Annotated in this window: 15 protein-coding genes; 12 read left to right on the plus strand and 3 right to left on the minus strand. The window is 72.3% G+C overall.

Features of this window, described 5'->3' with window-relative positions; translation table 11 throughout:
* The first annotated feature begins 31 nt into the window (after positions 1-31).
* Positions 32-352, plus strand: a complete 321-nt coding sequence (locus ABD207_RS14140; protein WP_344012981.1) for a DMT family transporter — start codon at positions 32-34, stop codon at positions 350-352.
* Positions 352-918 carry a TetR/AcrR family transcriptional regulator gene (locus ABD207_RS14145; protein WP_344012983.1) on the plus strand — a complete coding sequence of 189 codons (567 nt, stop codon included), beginning with the start codon at positions 352-354 and terminating at the stop codon, positions 916-918. Before ABD207_RS14140 ends, ABD207_RS14145 begins: the two co-directional genes overlap by 1 nt.
* Here ABD207_RS14145 and ABD207_RS14150 read toward each other — a convergent pair.
* Entirely contained in the window at positions 890-1,789 is a 900-nt protein-coding gene (locus tag ABD207_RS14150) for a winged helix-turn-helix transcriptional regulator (protein WP_344012985.1), read from the minus strand. The genes ABD207_RS14145 and ABD207_RS14150 overlap by 29 nt on opposite strands.
* A 106-nt stretch (positions 1,790-1,895) precedes the next feature.
* On the opposite strand from ABD207_RS14150, the gene ABD207_RS14155 reads away from it, so the two are divergent.
* From ABD207_RS14155 to ABD207_RS14175, 5 genes are all read left to right on the plus strand, one after another.
* Positions 1,896-3,122, plus strand: coding sequence for an MFS transporter (locus tag ABD207_RS14155; RefSeq protein WP_344012986.1), 1,227 nt, complete (start codon positions 1,896-1,898; stop codon positions 3,120-3,122).
* A gap of 94 nt (positions 3,123-3,216) precedes the next feature.
* A complete protein-coding gene (dapD, locus tag ABD207_RS14160) occupies positions 3,217-4,206 on the plus strand; it encodes a 2,3,4,5-tetrahydropyridine-2,6-dicarboxylate N-succinyltransferase (protein WP_344012988.1) in 990 nt (329 codons plus the stop codon).
* A 214-nt stretch (positions 4,207-4,420) separates the two neighbouring features.
* Positions 4,421-4,801 (plus strand): hypothetical protein, encoded by a 381-nt coding sequence (locus ABD207_RS14165; RefSeq protein ID WP_344012990.1) that lies wholly within the window; start codon positions 4,421-4,423, stop codon positions 4,799-4,801.
* 143 nt (positions 4,802-4,944) lie between these two features.
* Positions 4,945-5,361, plus strand: coding sequence for a phage holin family protein (locus tag ABD207_RS14170; RefSeq protein WP_344012992.1), 417 nt, complete (start codon positions 4,945-4,947; stop codon positions 5,359-5,361).
* Complete coding sequence (locus ABD207_RS14175) at positions 5,358-5,693, plus strand: DUF3618 domain-containing protein (RefSeq protein ID WP_344012994.1); 336 nt, start codon at positions 5,358-5,360, stop codon at positions 5,691-5,693. The genes ABD207_RS14170 and ABD207_RS14175 overlap by 4 nt, the downstream gene beginning before the upstream one ends.
* 303 nt (positions 5,694-5,996) lie before the next feature.
* Here the strand turns inward: ABD207_RS14175 and ABD207_RS14180 are convergent, their stop codons facing one another.
* On the minus strand, positions 5,997-7,796 hold the full coding sequence (locus tag ABD207_RS14180) for an endonuclease/exonuclease/phosphatase family protein (protein ID WP_344012995.1): 1,800 nt from the start codon (positions 7,794-7,796) through the stop codon (positions 5,997-5,999).
* Between the two features lie 229 nt (positions 7,797-8,025).
* Between ABD207_RS14180 and ABD207_RS14185 the strand changes: the two genes are divergently transcribed.
* From ABD207_RS14185 to ABD207_RS14205, 5 genes are all read left to right on the plus strand, one after another.
* Positions 8,026-9,453: a hypothetical protein gene (locus tag ABD207_RS14185; RefSeq protein WP_344012997.1), complete on the plus strand. Its 1,428-nt coding sequence runs from the start codon at positions 8,026-8,028 to the stop codon at positions 9,451-9,453.
* Between the two features lie 543 nt (positions 9,454-9,996).
* Positions 9,997-11,580: a TROVE domain-containing protein gene (locus ABD207_RS14190; RefSeq protein WP_344012999.1), complete on the plus strand. Its 1,584-nt coding sequence runs from the start codon at positions 9,997-9,999 to the stop codon at positions 11,578-11,580.
* 94 nt (positions 11,581-11,674) lie between these two features.
* Complete coding sequence (locus tag ABD207_RS14195; RefSeq protein ID WP_344013001.1) at positions 11,675-12,316, plus strand: GntR family transcriptional regulator; 642 nt, start codon at positions 11,675-11,677, stop codon at positions 12,314-12,316.
* A gap of 23 nt (positions 12,317-12,339) precedes the next feature.
* The gene (locus tag ABD207_RS14200; RefSeq protein WP_344013002.1) at positions 12,340-13,356 is read left to right on the plus strand and encodes a 1-aminocyclopropane-1-carboxylate deaminase; all 1,017 of its coding nucleotides are present in this window, start codon (positions 12,340-12,342) and stop codon (positions 13,354-13,356) included.
* Positions 13,357-13,522: 166 nt separating this feature from the next.
* A complete protein-coding gene (locus tag ABD207_RS14205) occupies positions 13,523-14,176 on the plus strand; it encodes a TetR/AcrR family transcriptional regulator (protein ID WP_344013004.1) in 654 nt (217 codons plus the stop codon).
* Between the two features lie 212 nt (positions 14,177-14,388).
* Here the strand turns inward: ABD207_RS14205 and ABD207_RS14210 are convergent, their stop codons facing one another.
* Positions 14,389-15,621, minus strand: coding sequence for a TerD family protein (locus ABD207_RS14210; protein ID WP_344013092.1), 1,233 nt, complete (start codon positions 15,619-15,621; stop codon positions 14,389-14,391).
* Positions 15,622-15,866: the final 245 nt, after the last annotated feature.

Here is a 15,866-nt window from a genome sequence, read left to right on the forward strand (position 1 = left end):
TTCCCGGGCGCCGTTATGTACGCTTGTACACATGGGATATCTGCTCCTGGCCGGAGCCATCGCCGCCGAGGTCGGTGCGACCACCGCCATGAAGTACAGCGACGGTTTCAGCAGGCTCGGTCCCTCACTGCTGACCCTCCTCGGGTATGTCATCTCCTTCGCCCTGCTGGCCCAGACCCTGCGGACGGTCGCCGTCGGCACGGCCTACGCGATCTGGGCCGGCGTCGGTACCGCCGCCATCGCCACCATCGGCATCGTGTTCCTGGGCGAGGGGCTCACCACCGCCAAGGCCCTCGGCATCGCACTGATCATCGTCGGTGTGGTGGTGCTCAATCTCGGGGGCGCGCACTGATGGCCGCACCCCGCGCACGGCGCTACGACCCCGAGCGACGGCAGCGGATCATCGACGCGGCGATCCGGGTCGTGGGGAAGAAGGGCATCGCGGGCCTGAGCCACCGCAGCGTCGCCGCCGAGGCCGACGTCCCGCTGGGCTCCACCACGTACCACTTCGCCACCCTCGACGAACTGCTGGTCGCCGCACTCCGCCAGGCCAACGAGGGCTTCGCCAACGTGGTCGCCGCACACGCCGGCCTGCTTGACCCGCGCACCGACCTGGCGGCCGGACTCGCCGCCGTGATGGGCGAATGGCTCGCGGGCGAACGCACGGGGGTCGAACTCGAATACGAGCTGTACCTGGCCGCCCTGCGCCGCCCCGCCCTGCGCCCGGTGGCCGCCGAGTGGTGCCAGGGCGTCACCGACCTCCTCTCCCACCGCACCGACCCGGTGACCGCCCGCGCCCTGGTCGCCCTGATGGACGGCATCTGCCTCCAGGTCCTGCTCACGGACACCCCCTACGACGAGGCCTGGGCCCGCGAGATGCTCCGGCGCATCATTCCGCCCGCTCAGCGGGCGAGCTGAGGCGGCGCACCTCCTCCAGCGCCGCCGCGACGCTCCCCGCGATGTCCGTGACCGGGTACTGCACATGCCGCACCACCCGCTCGCGGTCCACCACCAGCGTCAGCCGCTTGATCCGGGTCACGCCGCCCGCACGGAACGTCGGCAGCCGCAGCGCGGTGATCAACGCAAGCCCGGCGTCGGAGAGCAGCGGGAAGCCCAGCCCCTCCTTCGCGGCGAACGCCCGCTGCTCGTCGGGCCGTTGCGTGGACACCCCGTGCACGGTGGCTCCGGCGCCGGCGAACTCGGCGCGGCGGTCGCGGAAGGTGCAGGACTCCAGGGTGCAGCCGCGCGCGCCGGGGATCTCCGACCAGCCGGGCGGGTACGCCTCGGGGCGGGCGTAGGCGCCGGGGAAGCAGTACAGGACGGTGTAGGGCGTGTCCGCGCCGACCGGGTCGCGCAACGCGCCCTCGTCGTCCGTCAGGTGCAGCTCGGGGACACGGGTGCCGAGCAGGTTGTGCACCCGGCGCGCCTCCGCCGACGCCTCCGCCGCCGTGGCGGTGGTGTCGCCGTCGCCGAGCACCCAGGTGTCGCCCCAGTCCTGCAGGGCGACCAGTACCGGCAGCAGGGCGCGGCCCCGCGGGGTGAGCCGGTACTCATGACGTACGGGACGGTCCTGATAGGGCACGCGCGTGAGCACCTCCGCCTCCACGAGCAGCCGCAGCCGCTCCGTCAACACCTTGCGCGACAGGCCCAGTTCGCGCTGGAGCTGGTCGAAACGGTGCACCCCGCGGGCGGTGTCCCGCACGATCAGCAGCGTCCACCAGTCGCCGACCACGTCCAGGGCCTGTGCGATGGCGCAGTCGTCGTCCCCCAGGCTCGTTCTGCGGGCCATGAGCGCGTTCCTCCCTCGGCTCGGCGGCCGGTGTCGGCCGTTGACCCGAGGCTGCTGACATAGTCCGTTCCCAAAAGGAACTCACTCGGGGTGCAGGGGGATTCAGGTGGGTGGGCTGAGGGACGTACCGCGCACGGTATGGCTGCTGGCCGCGGGCCATTTCGTCAACATGGTCGTGAGCGTGAGCTTCGCCTACCTCTTCCTCTACCTGACCGGGCCGCGCGGGCTCGGCACCGGAGCGGCGGGCCTGCTCAGCGGCATCGGGGGAGCCGGACTGGTCGCCGGCAACTTCACCGGCGGCTGGTACGGGGACAAATGCGGACACCGGCGCGTGTTGCTCGCCGCCGCCACGACCGGCGGCGGCCTGCTGGCCGCCGTGCCCCTGCTGCCCACCCCCGCGCTCTGTGCGGCCCTGCCCCTCGCCCAGTACGCCGCGGGGGTGCAGCGCGCCACCACCTCCGCGCTCGTCGCCACCGTCGTCCCCGAGGGCGCCCGGCGGCAGGCCTACGCCGTGGTGCGCGCCGCGAGCAACGGCGGCTTCACCATCGCCCCGGTGCTGGCCGCCCTCGTCGCCACCCGGCTGTCGTACGACTGGCTCTACGTCGCCGAAGGCGTCGGCTCCCTCGCCTTCGCCTGCTGGATCGCCCGGATGGTGCCGGTTGACGCCCAGGCCCTGACCACGGGCACGGCCACGGCGGGCGGAGGGCGCGGCAGTGCCGGCGAGGACGTTCGCCTCTGGCCGGTACTACGGGCCCGCCCGGCAGTGCTGGTGCTGCTCTCCGCGATCCTCGTCACGGACGTCGTCTACCGGCAGCAGTACTCCACCTTCCCGGTCTTCCTCGCCGGTCACGGGCTCGACGTCGGTGTCTATGGCGCGCTGCTCGCGATCAACGGCGCGGTGCTGCTGTGCCTGGAGCTCCCCGCGGCGCTCGCTCTGCGCCGCCGCGCCCCCCTGCCCATCGTGGGCACCGGGCTCCTGCTCGTCGCGGCCGGGTACGGCGCGCTGCTGCCCGGCGCCCACATCGCCACCGCCGTCGCGATGATGACCCTGCTGACCCTCGGCGAACTGCTGTACAAGACACCCGCCACCGCCTACGTCGCCGACCAGGCACCGGATCATGTCCAGGGCCGCTTCCAGTCCCTGTACGCCGGGGTGTCCATCAGCGGCGTCGTCCTCGCCGCACCGCTCGGCGGAGCCCTGTACGAGACGGCACCGGGGCTGCTGTGGCCGGTGTGTGCGGGGCTGGGCGCGGCGGCCGGGGGTGCGGTGCTGTGGGCCGGGCGGTGGAAGCGGGGTGCGGGGGAGAGGGCTGCGCCGATGCCAGGTCCCTGAAGGCCGCATCCGGCCGTCGGGACGAACCGCCCGGCACGTGAGACATAGGCGTACGGGTTCGCCCCTGCGGGCGGGGTCACGTTAGGTTGCCCTCATGACCGAAACGACTGCTCAGAGCACCACCGGCGCAGTGGCCGCCGGCCTCGCCACCATCGCCGCCGACGGCACCGTTCTCGACACCTGGTTCCCCGCGCCCGAGCTGGTCGCCGAGCCCGGCCCCTCCGGCACCGAGCGGCTCTCCGCCGAGCGTGCCGCGGAACTGCTCGGCGGCGGCGCCACGGCGGCGATCGGCCCGGACGCCCGGCGCGGCGTCGAGGTCGTGGCGGTCCGCACGGTCATCTCCTCACTCGACGAGAAGCCGGTCGACGCCCACGACGTCTACCTGCGCCTGCACCTGCTGTCCCACCGCCTGGTCAAGCCGCACGGCCAGAACCTGGACGGCATCTTCGCCCACCTCGCCAACGTCGCGTGGACCTCGCTGGGCCCGGTCCCGGTGGACGACATCGAGAAGGTGCGCCTCAACGCCCGCGCCGAGGGCCTGCACCTCCAGGTGACCTCGATCGACAAGTTCCCGCGCATGACGGACTACGTGGTCCCCAAGGGCGTGCGCATCGCCGACGCCGACCGCGTCCGCCTCGGCGCGCACCTCGCCGAGGGCACCACCGTGATGCACGAGGGCTTCGTCAACTTCAACGCCGGCACGCTCGGCACGTCGATGGTCGAGGGCCGCATCTCGGCCGGTGTCGTCGTGGGCGACGGCTCCGACATCGGCGGCGGCGCCTCCACCATGGGCACGCTGTCCGGCGGCGGCAACGTCATCATCTCCATCGGCGAGCGCTGCCTGGTCGGCGCCGAGGCGGGCGTCGGCATCGCCCTGGGCGACGAGTGCGTCATCGAGGCGGGCCTCTACGTCACCGCCGGCACCCGGGTCACCCTGCCCGACGGCCAGATCGTCAAGGCCCGCGAACTCTCCGGCGCCTCCAACATCCTCTTCCGCCGCAACTCGGTCACCGGCACGGTGGAGGCCCGGCCGAACAACGCGGTCTGGGGCGGCCTGAACGAGGTCCTGCACAGCCACAACTGACGTTCACCGCCGGGTTTCCCCCGACGGGAGCTTCGAGCGCCCTTCCAGGTCCGCGGACGGCCCGGGAGGGCGCTCGTGATCCAGAACGGCCTCGGGCCCCGTCCCGACGTGCTCGGTCCTGGCCGGGCTGGCTGGTCTCGGGCGCGAGCGCTGACGTGCGGGACCGTTGATGTCAGGATCGGATGTCAGCCATCAGTGTCGTCCCGGAGTCGACATGGAGCAGGACCAGATAGCCGACCTCCTCCGGGACGGCTCGGATGTGGCGGCCTTGGCCAGTGCCGCCTTGCGCGGCGGTGGCGTTGGCATCGTCTGGGACGAGGCCTTGGGTTCAGAGCCGCTTGCCAGGATCTGTCGACGCCGTCTTGGGCTCACGCGGCGAACCGGTCAGGAGACAGTGGGGCTCGAGCGAGCCGTAGAGGTTTTGAGCTCGTACCGTGCGCCGGTCAGACTCGGGCACGTCACATCGCCGGACGGGTGCTGGGTCTCGCAGAGGACGCGGGGGGCGGACGAGGTGGGGATCGCGGTCATGGGGGTAGTGTCGGGCGGCGGCACCGTGAAGGTCTACTTATGTTTTATTGAGGGTATTGGCAAGTGATTGTTGGGGGTGGTGGGTGGGCGGTACCGCGGGTGCGGTGCCGGGCGGTGCCGGGTCGTGCCTGCGGGTGGGGCGGGGGTAGCCGGGAGTAATGGTGGGCCGGTGGGGGTACTCGGGGTGCTCCCGACCGAGAGGAGGCCACCGTGACCGGGACCATCGACCAACGGCCGGTGCGCGACGAGCACAACGTGGGTGAGCTCGTGACGCAGGCTGCCGAGCAGCTCTCGAAGCTGGTACGGCAGGAAGTCGCCCTCGCCAAGGCGGAACTGGCCGACAAGGGCCGCCGTGCCGGTATGGGTGGCGGGATGCTGGGAGCGGCGGGTGCGTTCGCCTACGCGGGGCTGCTCGCGGCGGCCGGTACGGGGGCGGCGGCGCTGTCGCTGGTCGTGCCGGTGTGGGCGGCGGCGCTGATCGTCACCGCGCTGCTGTTCGTGATCGCGGGCGTGCTGGCCATGGCCGGGCGTGGGCAGTTGCGGCGGGCCACGCCGCCGAAGCCGCAGCGGGCGATGGACAGCGTGAAGGCCGATGTCGAGGAGATCAAGGGAAGGGCACACCGATGACGACTCGGGACGCTGGGGCCGGGCGGGGGGCCAAGGGGCCGGACGAGCTGCGGCGGGAGATCGAGCAGACGCGGCACGACCTCGGTGACACGGTGGAGGAGCTGGCCGGGAAGCTGGACGTCAAGGGGCGGGCCAAGGCCCGGGCTGAGGACTGGCGGGACAAGGCCGGGGCGATGGGGGTGCAGCTGCGGAGCAGTGCGTCGCAGGCGTCCAAGCCGGTGATGATCGCCGGGGTTGCGGCGGGGGCGGTTGTGGCGGCGGGGGTTGTGATGCGGCGGCATGGGGGGCACCAGCAGTCGTATGCGCATCGGTGGTATGCGCGGCATCGGTAGGTGCCCTTTGGGGATTTGGGCCGGTGCAGTTCGGGTCGGCTGGTGCAGTTCAGGTCGGCCGGTGCAGTTCGGTCCGGTGCGGCCCGGTGGGGGTGCGCGTGAAGATGCCTGCGGCGCAACCGCGGGTCCGGTGGGGTGCGCGTAGCGCCCACGGTGGGTGGGTGAGCCGGGGCCGGGGCCGTGGTGTCCGTCCTGGCTCTGGCGCGGAATCGGCCGCTCGAGAAGCGGTGGTGTGGACGCGCCAGCCGCTGCGGGCGGACACCACCGCCCCGTCCCCTGCCCGCCGCGGGCGGGTGCGCCCTGCTACGGGCGGAAGCGCAGGATCTGCGGGTCGTGGTCGCTGATCTGGTCGTGGAACTCGGCGTTGATGTGCACGCTGTCGTAGGAGAAGCTGCGGATGGACGGGCTGATCAGGATCTGGTCGAGGACCTGGCTGTTGCCCTGGTAGACGTAGGAGTAACGCTCGCTCCTGGGAAGGGACTTGATCGCCGACCAGAGCGTGTTCTCTCCTTCGAGGATTCTGGTCGTCTCGGAGAATTCAAAGTCGTTGATGTCGCCCAGGGCGATGACGTTCGCGTTCTTCTGGGTCTTGAGGATCTTCGCGGTGAAGTCGTGGACCGCCTTGGCCTGGAGGTGGCGCTGGGTCTCCGAGGAGCGGGCCGGCGGCTGGTTGTGGCTGGTGAGGCTCTGGTCGCCGCCCTTCGAGGAGAAGTGGTTGGCGATCACGATGACCGTGCGGCCCCGGAAGGTGAACTCGCCGGCGAGGGGCTTGCGGCTGTCGGTGAAGGCCGCGGAGGTGGGGTCGACGCGGCCGGGGGAGTGGGTGAGGGCGGCCTTGCCGCGGACCTTGGTGACACCGACGGGCGTGGTGGCGTCGCCGCCGGGGCGGTCCACGAAGGAGACGCGCTCGGGGTTGAAGAGGAAGGCCTGGCGGATGTTGCCGCCGGGCTCGCCGCCGTCGGCCTTGTCGGCGGGGTCGATCGCGCGCCACTCGTAACGGGGGCCGCCGGCCGCCTCGATGGCGTCGACGAGCCTGGTGAGGGTCTGGTCGGCCGCCACGGTGCCGTCGTCGGTGGAGCCGTTGTTGTCCTGGATCTCCTCCAGGGACACGATGTCGGGCGAGCGCAGGTTGTTCACGATCGCGTCGGCGTGAGCGGCGAAGGTGCTGTCGCCCGGGTCGAGGTTCTCGACGTTGTAGGTGGCGACGGCCAGTTCGTGCTTGGACTGCCTGCGGGTGGTCTCGCGCTGCAGGCCGCGGGACTCCAGGGTGCCCAGCTCGCGCGCGACCAGGGTGTAGCCGCCGTACTGGTTGAAGTCCAGGGGGCCGGTGGTGGGGCCGGTCAGGCGGTCGCCGACGTTCGCGTCCGGGAAGTCGGCGGCGGGGCCCAGGGACTGGATCTGCACGCGGCCGGTGTTCTGGGAGTCGTAGGAGCCGTAGACCGTGCCGCCCCGGCGGTTGCGGTGCTCCCAGGGCTTCACCGTGACCCACAGCTCGGTGTACGGGTCGGTCGCGCCGACCACGCGGGTGTCGCGGACCTGGACGTTCATGCCCTCCAGGGACTCGTAGTGGTCCAGGGCGTAGGTGCCTGGGCGGAGGGGGAGGGCGTTGAGCGAGCCGTTGGCGGTGTAGGCGGAGGGGACGCTGCGGGCGTCGATCACCGTGGGCGCCGGGAGCGGGTTGCCGGAGGAGGTGACCGTGAAGGCGGGCCGGGTGATCTCGGTGACGGACTGGTTCCCGGAGGCGGTGCCGCCCGGCACGTACTCGGTGACCGTGCCGGAGACCGTCACGGCGTCGCCGACGGCGACACCCTTGGGGGTGGAGCTGGTGAAGACGAAGATGCCCTCGCTGGTGGCCGGGTCGGCGTCCGGGTCCGGGTCCTGGATCCAGAAGCCGCGGGAGGAGCCGTAGGTGCGGACGCCGGTGACGATTCCGGTCACGCCGGTGACCTGCTGACCCGCGTAGGGGGATATGCGGGTGGTGCCCTGCAGGTCATGGATGCGCACGGAGTCGGCGTGCGCCGGGGCCGGCAGGGCGAGGGGCGCCGCGGTGCACACCGCTGCGACGGTGAGCGCGGCCAGACGGGAGGACGACTTGCTCGGCAACGTGGATCCCTCCGGGGGATGTGTGGAGCGCCGGGACGAGGGTGGTGACGCGCGTAGAAATCGGGCGGTCCGTCAACTTCTACGCGCGTCAATGTCCAGCCAGGTCAGGGCACTTGTCAAGGTTTCGGCCATGCGCCGTCACCGATGAGGAGATGAAGTGGGCGGCATGGGTGGAAATCCGTCTAGGCTGGCGACTGAGTCTCAGAAGGCGCCTTAGGAGAACCAGCCGATGTCAGACAGCTCCACCTTGCCGCCGGTGCTACTGCACCCCGAAGCGGAGCTGGCGCGCGATGCGCTCTCCACGCCGCTGCTCTCCCGCGCCGCACGGCTCGCCCGCTGGGCCGGGCCAGAGGCCCGCGTCGACGCCGGAGGCGGACTGGTCGACGAGCAGCTGCCCGCCGCGGCCGAGGCGCTGGGGCTGAGCGGTGAGGACGCCGACGCCGAGGCCAGTGAGGCATGGCGGATCGCCGTGGACGCCGGGCTGGTCGAGGTCGTCGACGAGGAGGAGGGCACCGTCCGGGCGGGCGACGACCTGGCGCTGCTCACCGGGGGATCCCCGCAGGACGTGCTGGGCGTGTGGCGTTCGGCCCTGGAGGCGGTGATCGCCGATGCCGGCACCCCCGACCTGGGCGGACTGGTCGACGCCATCGCCGGCGGCGACGGGTCCGGGACGCTCGACCTGGACGCGCTCGACTGGGATCCCGAGGCCGAGGCGGCGTTCCTCGACGGGATCCTCGGCAACCTGTACTTGATGACCGCCGGCGACCCGGCACCGTCGCCCGCGCCGGTGCCGCTGCCCGCGCTGGCCGCGTCCGTGATCGTGCCGGACGACATGACGGAACCCACCAACGACGTGCTGGAGCAGGTCTCCGACGCCATGATGCGGCTGGACGAGCAGTTCCGGCTGCTGGAGCCCGTGGGACTGGTGCAGTACCAGCCCGTCGACGAGTCGCTGCTCGGCGAGGCCGAGGACGAGCCTGTCGACGACACCGACATCTCCCGCTACGGCCTGGTGCGGCTGACCCCGCTCGGCCTGTACGGGCTGCGCGCCCGGCTGCAGGAGGCCGGCTTCGACGCCCCGGCCGTCGGGGACCTCGCCGACAAGGGCGCGGACGTGCTGCTCGACGGCACCGCCGCGTTCCCGCCGGCGGCCGCCCACGCGGAGACCCAGCAGTGGCTGGCCCGCCGTCAACCACTCGCCGCGGCACGGGAGTTGCTGGCCGCCGCCCGCGGCTCGGACGAGGGCGCGCCGCTCAGGCGGCTGCGCTGCCAGCAGGCGCTGTCGCTGGTCGGCGGCTCCGCGGAGCCCGCGCTGCGGGAAGTGCTGGACGACGCCGAGCTCGGCGGCCTCGCCCGGGTCTGGCTGACCGAGCAGGGCGCGAGCGACGTGCCACCGCCCACCGAGGCGATGATCTTCTGGCTGACCATCGACACCCTGGCCGCCCAGCTCGCCGCCGAGGGCAACTCCGAGGAGCTGCAGGCTCTGGTGGAGGGGCTGGCCCGGCAGCACAGCGGCTTCTTCGCCACGGCCTGGCGGGTGGACCACCCGGCCACGGCGGACGTGCTGGAGGCGATGGGGCGGCTGCACCCGGACAAGAAGGTGGCGAAGGAGGCCCGCAAGGCCGCGTTCAAGGCGCGGTCGCAGCGGGCCGGTTGATCCCGGGTCCGGCATCGTTTGCCGCCGGGCTGTGGAAGTGGCCGAGGCGACGGGGAATTAATTCGGTCGCCGGTGGCGGGAGTTCACTTCTAGAGTGATACGCGTCCAGGTGCGAAGGCAGGACCTACTTCCACTCGAAATGGGGAGGTCGCGGGTTCGAGTCCCGCCATCGGCACGCGATGCCGGTGTAGCTCAGAGGAAGAGCACCACGTCGGTTCCGCCGAACTCGATCTCTGGACACCTGAACGTCACGCACCTCCCGGTGCGATGGCTGCGGCTCCTTCCTTTCCCATGGATTCCAGGCCGCCGCCGAACTGATCTCGGGAGGCGCGGCACGAGGTGAGTGCCCGGTGCGCAGGCAACGGGTACTTCAGGACCGGATCCCGAAAGGGGTACGGGTTCGAATCCCGTCACCGGACCGAGTTCCGGTGTGGCGGAAGCGGAAGACGCGTCCGGCAATTTCCCGTCGCCGACTCCCCTTCTCGGGCACCTTCCTCCTGCCGCGCCTCCCCGGAATGAACCAGGAATTCGGGGGAATTCAGCATGGCGCGATTCAACACCAGGGCGGCCACGGCGCGTCCCACCTCCCGGGTGACGTCCACCGGGCGCGTACTGCGCACCTACGAGGGCGGCCGGGGCCACGAGCGGGACGCCCGCTCCGAGCTGTTCCTGCTCGCCGTGTCCCACTTCGTGAGCGAGCAGACCTTCTACGAGACCGGCACCGACCGGGACGACCGGTTCACCGGGCTGGTCCGCGAGCTCGCCGTCACCGACCCCGAGTGGACCGCCGGCCTGCTCGGCTGGCTGCGCGGCGAGGGCAACCTGCGCACCGCCTCCGTGGTGGGCGCCGCCGAGTACGTCAAGGCCCGCCTCGAGGCCGGTGCCACCGGCGGTCCCACGGGCCGTCAGGTGATCGCCTCGGTGCTGCGCCGGCCCGACGAGCCCGGAGAGCTGCTCGCGTACTGGACCTTCCGGTACGGCCGCAGCATCCCCAAGCCCGTCAAGCGCGGCATCGCCGACGCCGTGCGGCGGCTCTACACCGGCAAGGCGCTGCTGAAGTACGACACCCCCTCCAAGGGCTACCGCTTCGGCGACATCCTCAACCTGGTGCACGCCGCCCCCGACCCGGACAAGCCGTGGCAGGGCGAGCTGTTCCGGTACGCCCTGGACCGCCGGTTCCATCCGGACACCGCGGAGCCGCCCGCGTCCGTTCCCGTGCTCGGCGCGCACCGCGAGCTGATGGCCCTGCCCGTCGCGGAGCGGCGTGCGGTGGTCACCGCTCCGGGCGGTGCCGAGCGGCTCGCGGCGGCCGGCATGACCTGGGAGGCGCTGGCCGGCTGGCTGCAGGGGCCGATGGACCGGGCGGCCTGGGAGGCCGTCATCCCGTCCATGGGCGCCATGGCGCTGGTGCGCAACCTGCGGAACTTCGACGAGGCGGGCGTCTCGGACGAGGTCGCCGCGCAGGTCGCCGCCCGGATCAGCGACCCGGACGAGGTGCGGCGGTCGCGGCAGTTCCCCTTCCGGTACCTGGCCGCGTACCAGCACGCGCCGTCGCTGCGCTGGTCGTACCCGCTGGAGCAGGCGCTCGGCCACTCGCTGGCCAATGTGCCCGCGCTGCCGGGACGCACGCTGGTGCTCGTCGACCGCTCCGGCTCGATGTTCTACTCGCGCATGTCCGACCGTTCCGAGCTGACCCGCGCGGACGCCGCGGCGGTCTTCGGCACGGCGATCGCGCTGCGGGCGGAGCAGGCGGACCTGGTCGAGTTCGGCACCGGCAGCCGGCCGGTGCGGTTCCGCAAGGGGGAGTCGGTGCTGAAGATCCTGGACCGCTTCGGCGACCTGGGCGGCACCGACACCACCGAGGCTGTGCGCCGGTACTACCGGAAGCACGACCGGGTGCTGATCGTCACCGACGAGCAGTACTCCTACAGCCGCCACGGCGACCCGACCTCGCAGGTCCCCTCCGATGTGCCGGTCTACACCTGGAACCTCGCCGGCCACCGGGCGGGCCACGGCCCGTCGGGCACGGCGAACCGGCACACCTTCGGCGGCCTGTCGGACGCGGCGTTCCGCATGGTCCCGCTGCTGGAGGCGGGGCGTGACGCCGACTGGCCGTGGGTCGCGTGAGGAGCCAGGGGGAATCCCGAGGACCCCGGTCCGCATGGTGAGTGCGGACCGGGGCCTTTCCCTGCCGGGCAACTGACATCTAACATTTCAGTTCATGGAGACCATCCGGCCGGTGCGCCGCACCCTGCTCAGGGACCGTGCCTATGAGTCGATCAGGGACGCCATCGTCGCCGGTGAGCTGGAGCCCGGTGCGGTGGTGCGGGACGCCGAGCTCGCCGAGCGGCTCGGGCTGTCGCGGGCGCCGGTGCGGGAGGCGTTCTCGCGACTCGTGGACGAGGGGCTGCTGGAGAGCAAACCGCAGAGCTACACGCGGGTGACACCGCTGGTCGCGGCCGATGTGCGGGACGCCGCCGCGGTGGTCGGCGCCATGCACGAACTGGTGACCCGGGTCGCCGTGCCCCGGCTGGCCGCCGACGGCATCACGGCCATGCGGGCCGCCAACGAACGCTTCGCCGCGGCCGTGGAATCCGGTGACGTGCACGGGGCCGTACGCGCCGACGACGAGCTGCACGACGTGCTGGTCCGGGTGAGCGGCAACCGCGCCGCCGCCGCGACCATCGCCCGCTACACCCCCCTGATCCGCCGCCTGGAACGCCGGCGCTTCGGCGAGGGCGGCAGCTGCCGTTCGGCGGGACTGCACGAACGGCTGATCGAGGCCTGCGCGGACGGAGACACGGACCGGGCGGTCCGGGTCACCGCGGAGATCTGGCGCGGGCTCGAAGAGCTCGCCGACTGAGCACCGGAACCGGGAGGACCGTCATGTCCCTTGACTCCTACGAGCGTTACCCCCTGCTCTTCGGGCCCTCGCCCGTGCACCCGCTGGAGCGGCTCACCGCTCACCTCGGCGGTCCCTCGCTGTGGGCCAAGCGGGAGGACTGCAACTCCGGTGTGGCGTACGGCGGGAACAAGACCCGCAAGCTGGAGTACCTGGTCGCCGACGCGCTCGCGCAGGGCTGCGACACCCTGGTGTCCATCGGCGGGGTGCAGTCCAACCACACCCGTCAGGTCGCCGCCGTGGCGGCCCGTGCCGGGCTCAAGTGCGTGCTCGTGCAGGAGAGCTGGGTGGACTGGCCCGACTCCGTGTACGACAAGGTCGGCAACATCCTGATCAGCCGGCTGGCCGGGGCCGACGTGCGGCTGGTGCGGGCCGGGTTCGGCATCGGGTTCAAGGAGAGCTGGGAGCAGGCGCTCAGGGAGGTCGAGGAGTCCGGCGGCAAGCCGTACGCCATTCCGGCCGGTGCCTCCGACCATCCGCTCGGCGGGCTCGGGTTCGCCCGGTGGGCGCGGGAAGTCGCCGAGCAGGAGCGGGAGCTGGGCGTCTTCTTCGACACCGTGATCGTGTGCTCGGTGACCGGGTCCACCCAGGCCGGGATGGTCGCCGGGTTCCGCGCGCTGGAGGAGGCCGGCGGGCGGCAGCGGCGGGTCATCGGCATCGACGCCAGCGCGAAACCCGCCGAGACGCGGGAGCAGATCGCCCGGATCGCGCAGAACACCGGGCGGCTCATCGGCGTACAGGGGGAGCTGACCGAGGCGGACGTGGAGCTGGACGAGCGCTATCACGCGGGCGTGTACGGGATACCGGACGAGACGACGCTGGAGGCGATGCGGCTCGCGGCCCGGACTGAGGGGATGATCACCGACCCCGTCTACGAGGGGAAGTCGATGGCGGGGCTGATCGATCTCGTGTCGCGCGGGGAGATTTCGCGGGAGTCGACCGTGCTGTACGCGCATCTGGGTGGGCAGCCGGCGCTGAATGCTTACAGCGCGCTGTTCTGAGTGGGGGCGTTCCGCGGCTGCGCGGCTCCGTGCCTGAGTGTCCTCGCGTCTCGCGTTCCCGCGTCCGCGCGTCGCCGCGGCCCAGCGTCCTGCGTCTTCGGTGGGGGCCTGGGGCCTCGGCGGCTCGGTAGGGTACGAGAGAGGTTCCCGGGCCGAGGAGTGACGGATGGCGCAGGTCAGGCCCATGCGCGCGGACGCCCGGCGCAATCGTGAGCGGTTGCTGGCGGCGGCGGTGGAGGCGTTCGCGGCGCAGGGTGAGGGGGCCTCGCTCGACGACATCGCCAAGCGGGCGGGGGTCGGGGCGGGCACGCTCTACCGGCACTTTCCCACCCGGCGGGCGCTGCTGGAGGCAATGTACTCCGACCGGATCGAGGCGATCGCGGAGCGAGCGGGTGAGCTGGCGGAGCGGTTGCCGGCGGGGGCGGCGCTGGTGGCGTGGCTGGACGAACTGGGTCTGGGGATGATCCAGATGCGGGGGCTGCGGGCGCTGTTGAGCTCCTCGGTGGGTGGGGGTGAGGAGGCGGGGCGTGGTGCCGGGGGTGCCTCGTCCGACTGCTGTGATCCGTTGAGGCAGGCCGTCGCGCGGTTGGTGGGGGACGCGCAGCGGGCGGGGGAGTTGCGGCGGGATGTCGGGGCGATGGATGTGCTGCGGCTGGTGCACGGGGTGGCGATGGCGTGCGGTGAGGCAGTCGGTGGGACGAGCGTGGGGGACGCGGGGGATGCGGAGGGTGCGGAGGGCGCGGAGCGTGCGGAGGATGTGGGGGAGCGGTTGCGGCGGTATGTGGGGTTGCTGATGGAGGGGCTTCGGGCTCGGGGGTGAGCGCCGGGGGGATTGCGCGTTCTGGGCTGCGCGTTGGGGGTGTGGGGTGTTCGGGCTGCGGGGCCCTGGGCCCTGGGCTGCGGGGCAGGCCCTGGGCCCTGGGCTGGGGGGCAGGCCCTGGGCCCTGGGCTGGGGGGGGCAGGCCCTGGGCCGGGCCGCGGTGGCGCCCCCGTGGGGAGGGGGCGCCTCGTGCGTGCGGGCCCGGGGCCCGGTTACAGGGCCTGGGCGGCGGGCTTGACCATGCCTCGGACGGTGCGGGACTTCACGAAGTTGCCCATCGCCGTCATCTCCCACTCGCCGGAGAACTGGCGGATGAGCTTGGCCATCATCACGCCCGTCTGCGGTTCGGCGCCGGTGAGGTCGAAGCGGACGAGTTCCTCGCCGGTGGTGCCGTCCAGGAGGCGGCAGTAGGCCTTGGCGACCTCGGTGAACTTCTGGCCGGAGAAGGAGTTGACGGTGAAGACCAGGCCGGTGACCTCCTGGGGGAGGCGGCCGAGGTCGACCGTGATGACCTCGTCGTCGCCGGCGCCCTCGCCGGTGAGGTTGTCGCCGGAGTGCTGGATCGCGCCGCTGAGGATCTGCAGCTTGCCGAAGTAGCAGCTGTCGATGTGGTTGCGCTGGGGGCCGTAGGCGATGACGGACGCGTCGAGGTCGATGTCCTTGCCGCGGTAGGCGGGCTCCCAGCCGAGGCCCATCTTGACCTGGGAGAGCAGCGGGCGGCCGCCCTTCATCAGGGAGACGGTCTGGTTCTTCTGGAGGTTGACGCGGCCCTTGTCGAGGTTGATCTTGCCGGTGCCTGCGGCGGCGGGCGGGGTGGGTGCGGGTGCGGCGGGCGCCGGAGGGGCCGGTGCGGTGGCCGGGGGCCGCATGGAGGGCTGGGGCGGGGTGACCGGGGGTGCCGGCGGGGCCGGCGGGGCGGGGGTCGCGGCGGCCGGCTGGGTGGGGGTGGCCGGTTCGTCGACGGTGACGCCGAAGTCGGTGGCGATGCCGGCGAGGCCGTTGGCGTAGCCCTGGCCGACGGCTCGGGCCTTCCACTGGCCGTTGCGGAGGTAGATCTCGACGATGACGAGGGCCGTCTCGGAGCCGAGCTGAGGGGGTGTGAAGGTGGCGAGGACGGAGTTGTCGTCGGCGTTGCGGATGGTGGCCGTGGGTTCGATGCCCTGGAAGGTCTGGCCGGGGGCGTCGGGGCTGGCCGCGACGACGACCTTCTCGATGCCGGGGGGCAGGGCCGTGGTGTCGACAGTGATGGCGTCGGGGGCCGTGCCGCCGCCGGAGCGGTAGGTCACGCCGGGGCCGGTGGGCTGGTTGTAGAAGATGAAGTCGTCGTCGGAGCGCACCTTGCCGGCGGAGGTGAGCAGCAGGCCCGAGACGTCCAGCCGCACGGGGGCGGTGACGTCCACCGTCACTTTGGTGGCGGAGAGAGGGATGTTCGAGCCGGGGGTCATAGCTGTCATGCCGGGTGAACGAGCGGGGCGGTTTTGCCGTTCCCTTACCTGTGGCCCGATCGGGGGGTGTTTTCGCCCCCGCCGCCCCTGCCCGTCCCGTCCCCAGGGGCTCCGCCCCTTCGACCCCGCCAGGGGCTCCGCCCTTTCGACCCCGCCAGGGGCTCCGCCCTTTCGATTCCCGCCAGGGGCTCCGCCCTTTCGACCCCGCCAGGGGCTCCGCCCCTTCGACCCCGGCCTCGCCCGCC

Source organism: Streptomyces thermospinosisporus (assembly GCF_039526425.1).
In the GTDB taxonomy this organism is placed as follows: Bacteria; Actinomycetota; Actinomycetes; order Streptomycetales; family Streptomycetaceae; genus Streptomyces; species Streptomyces thermocarboxydovorans.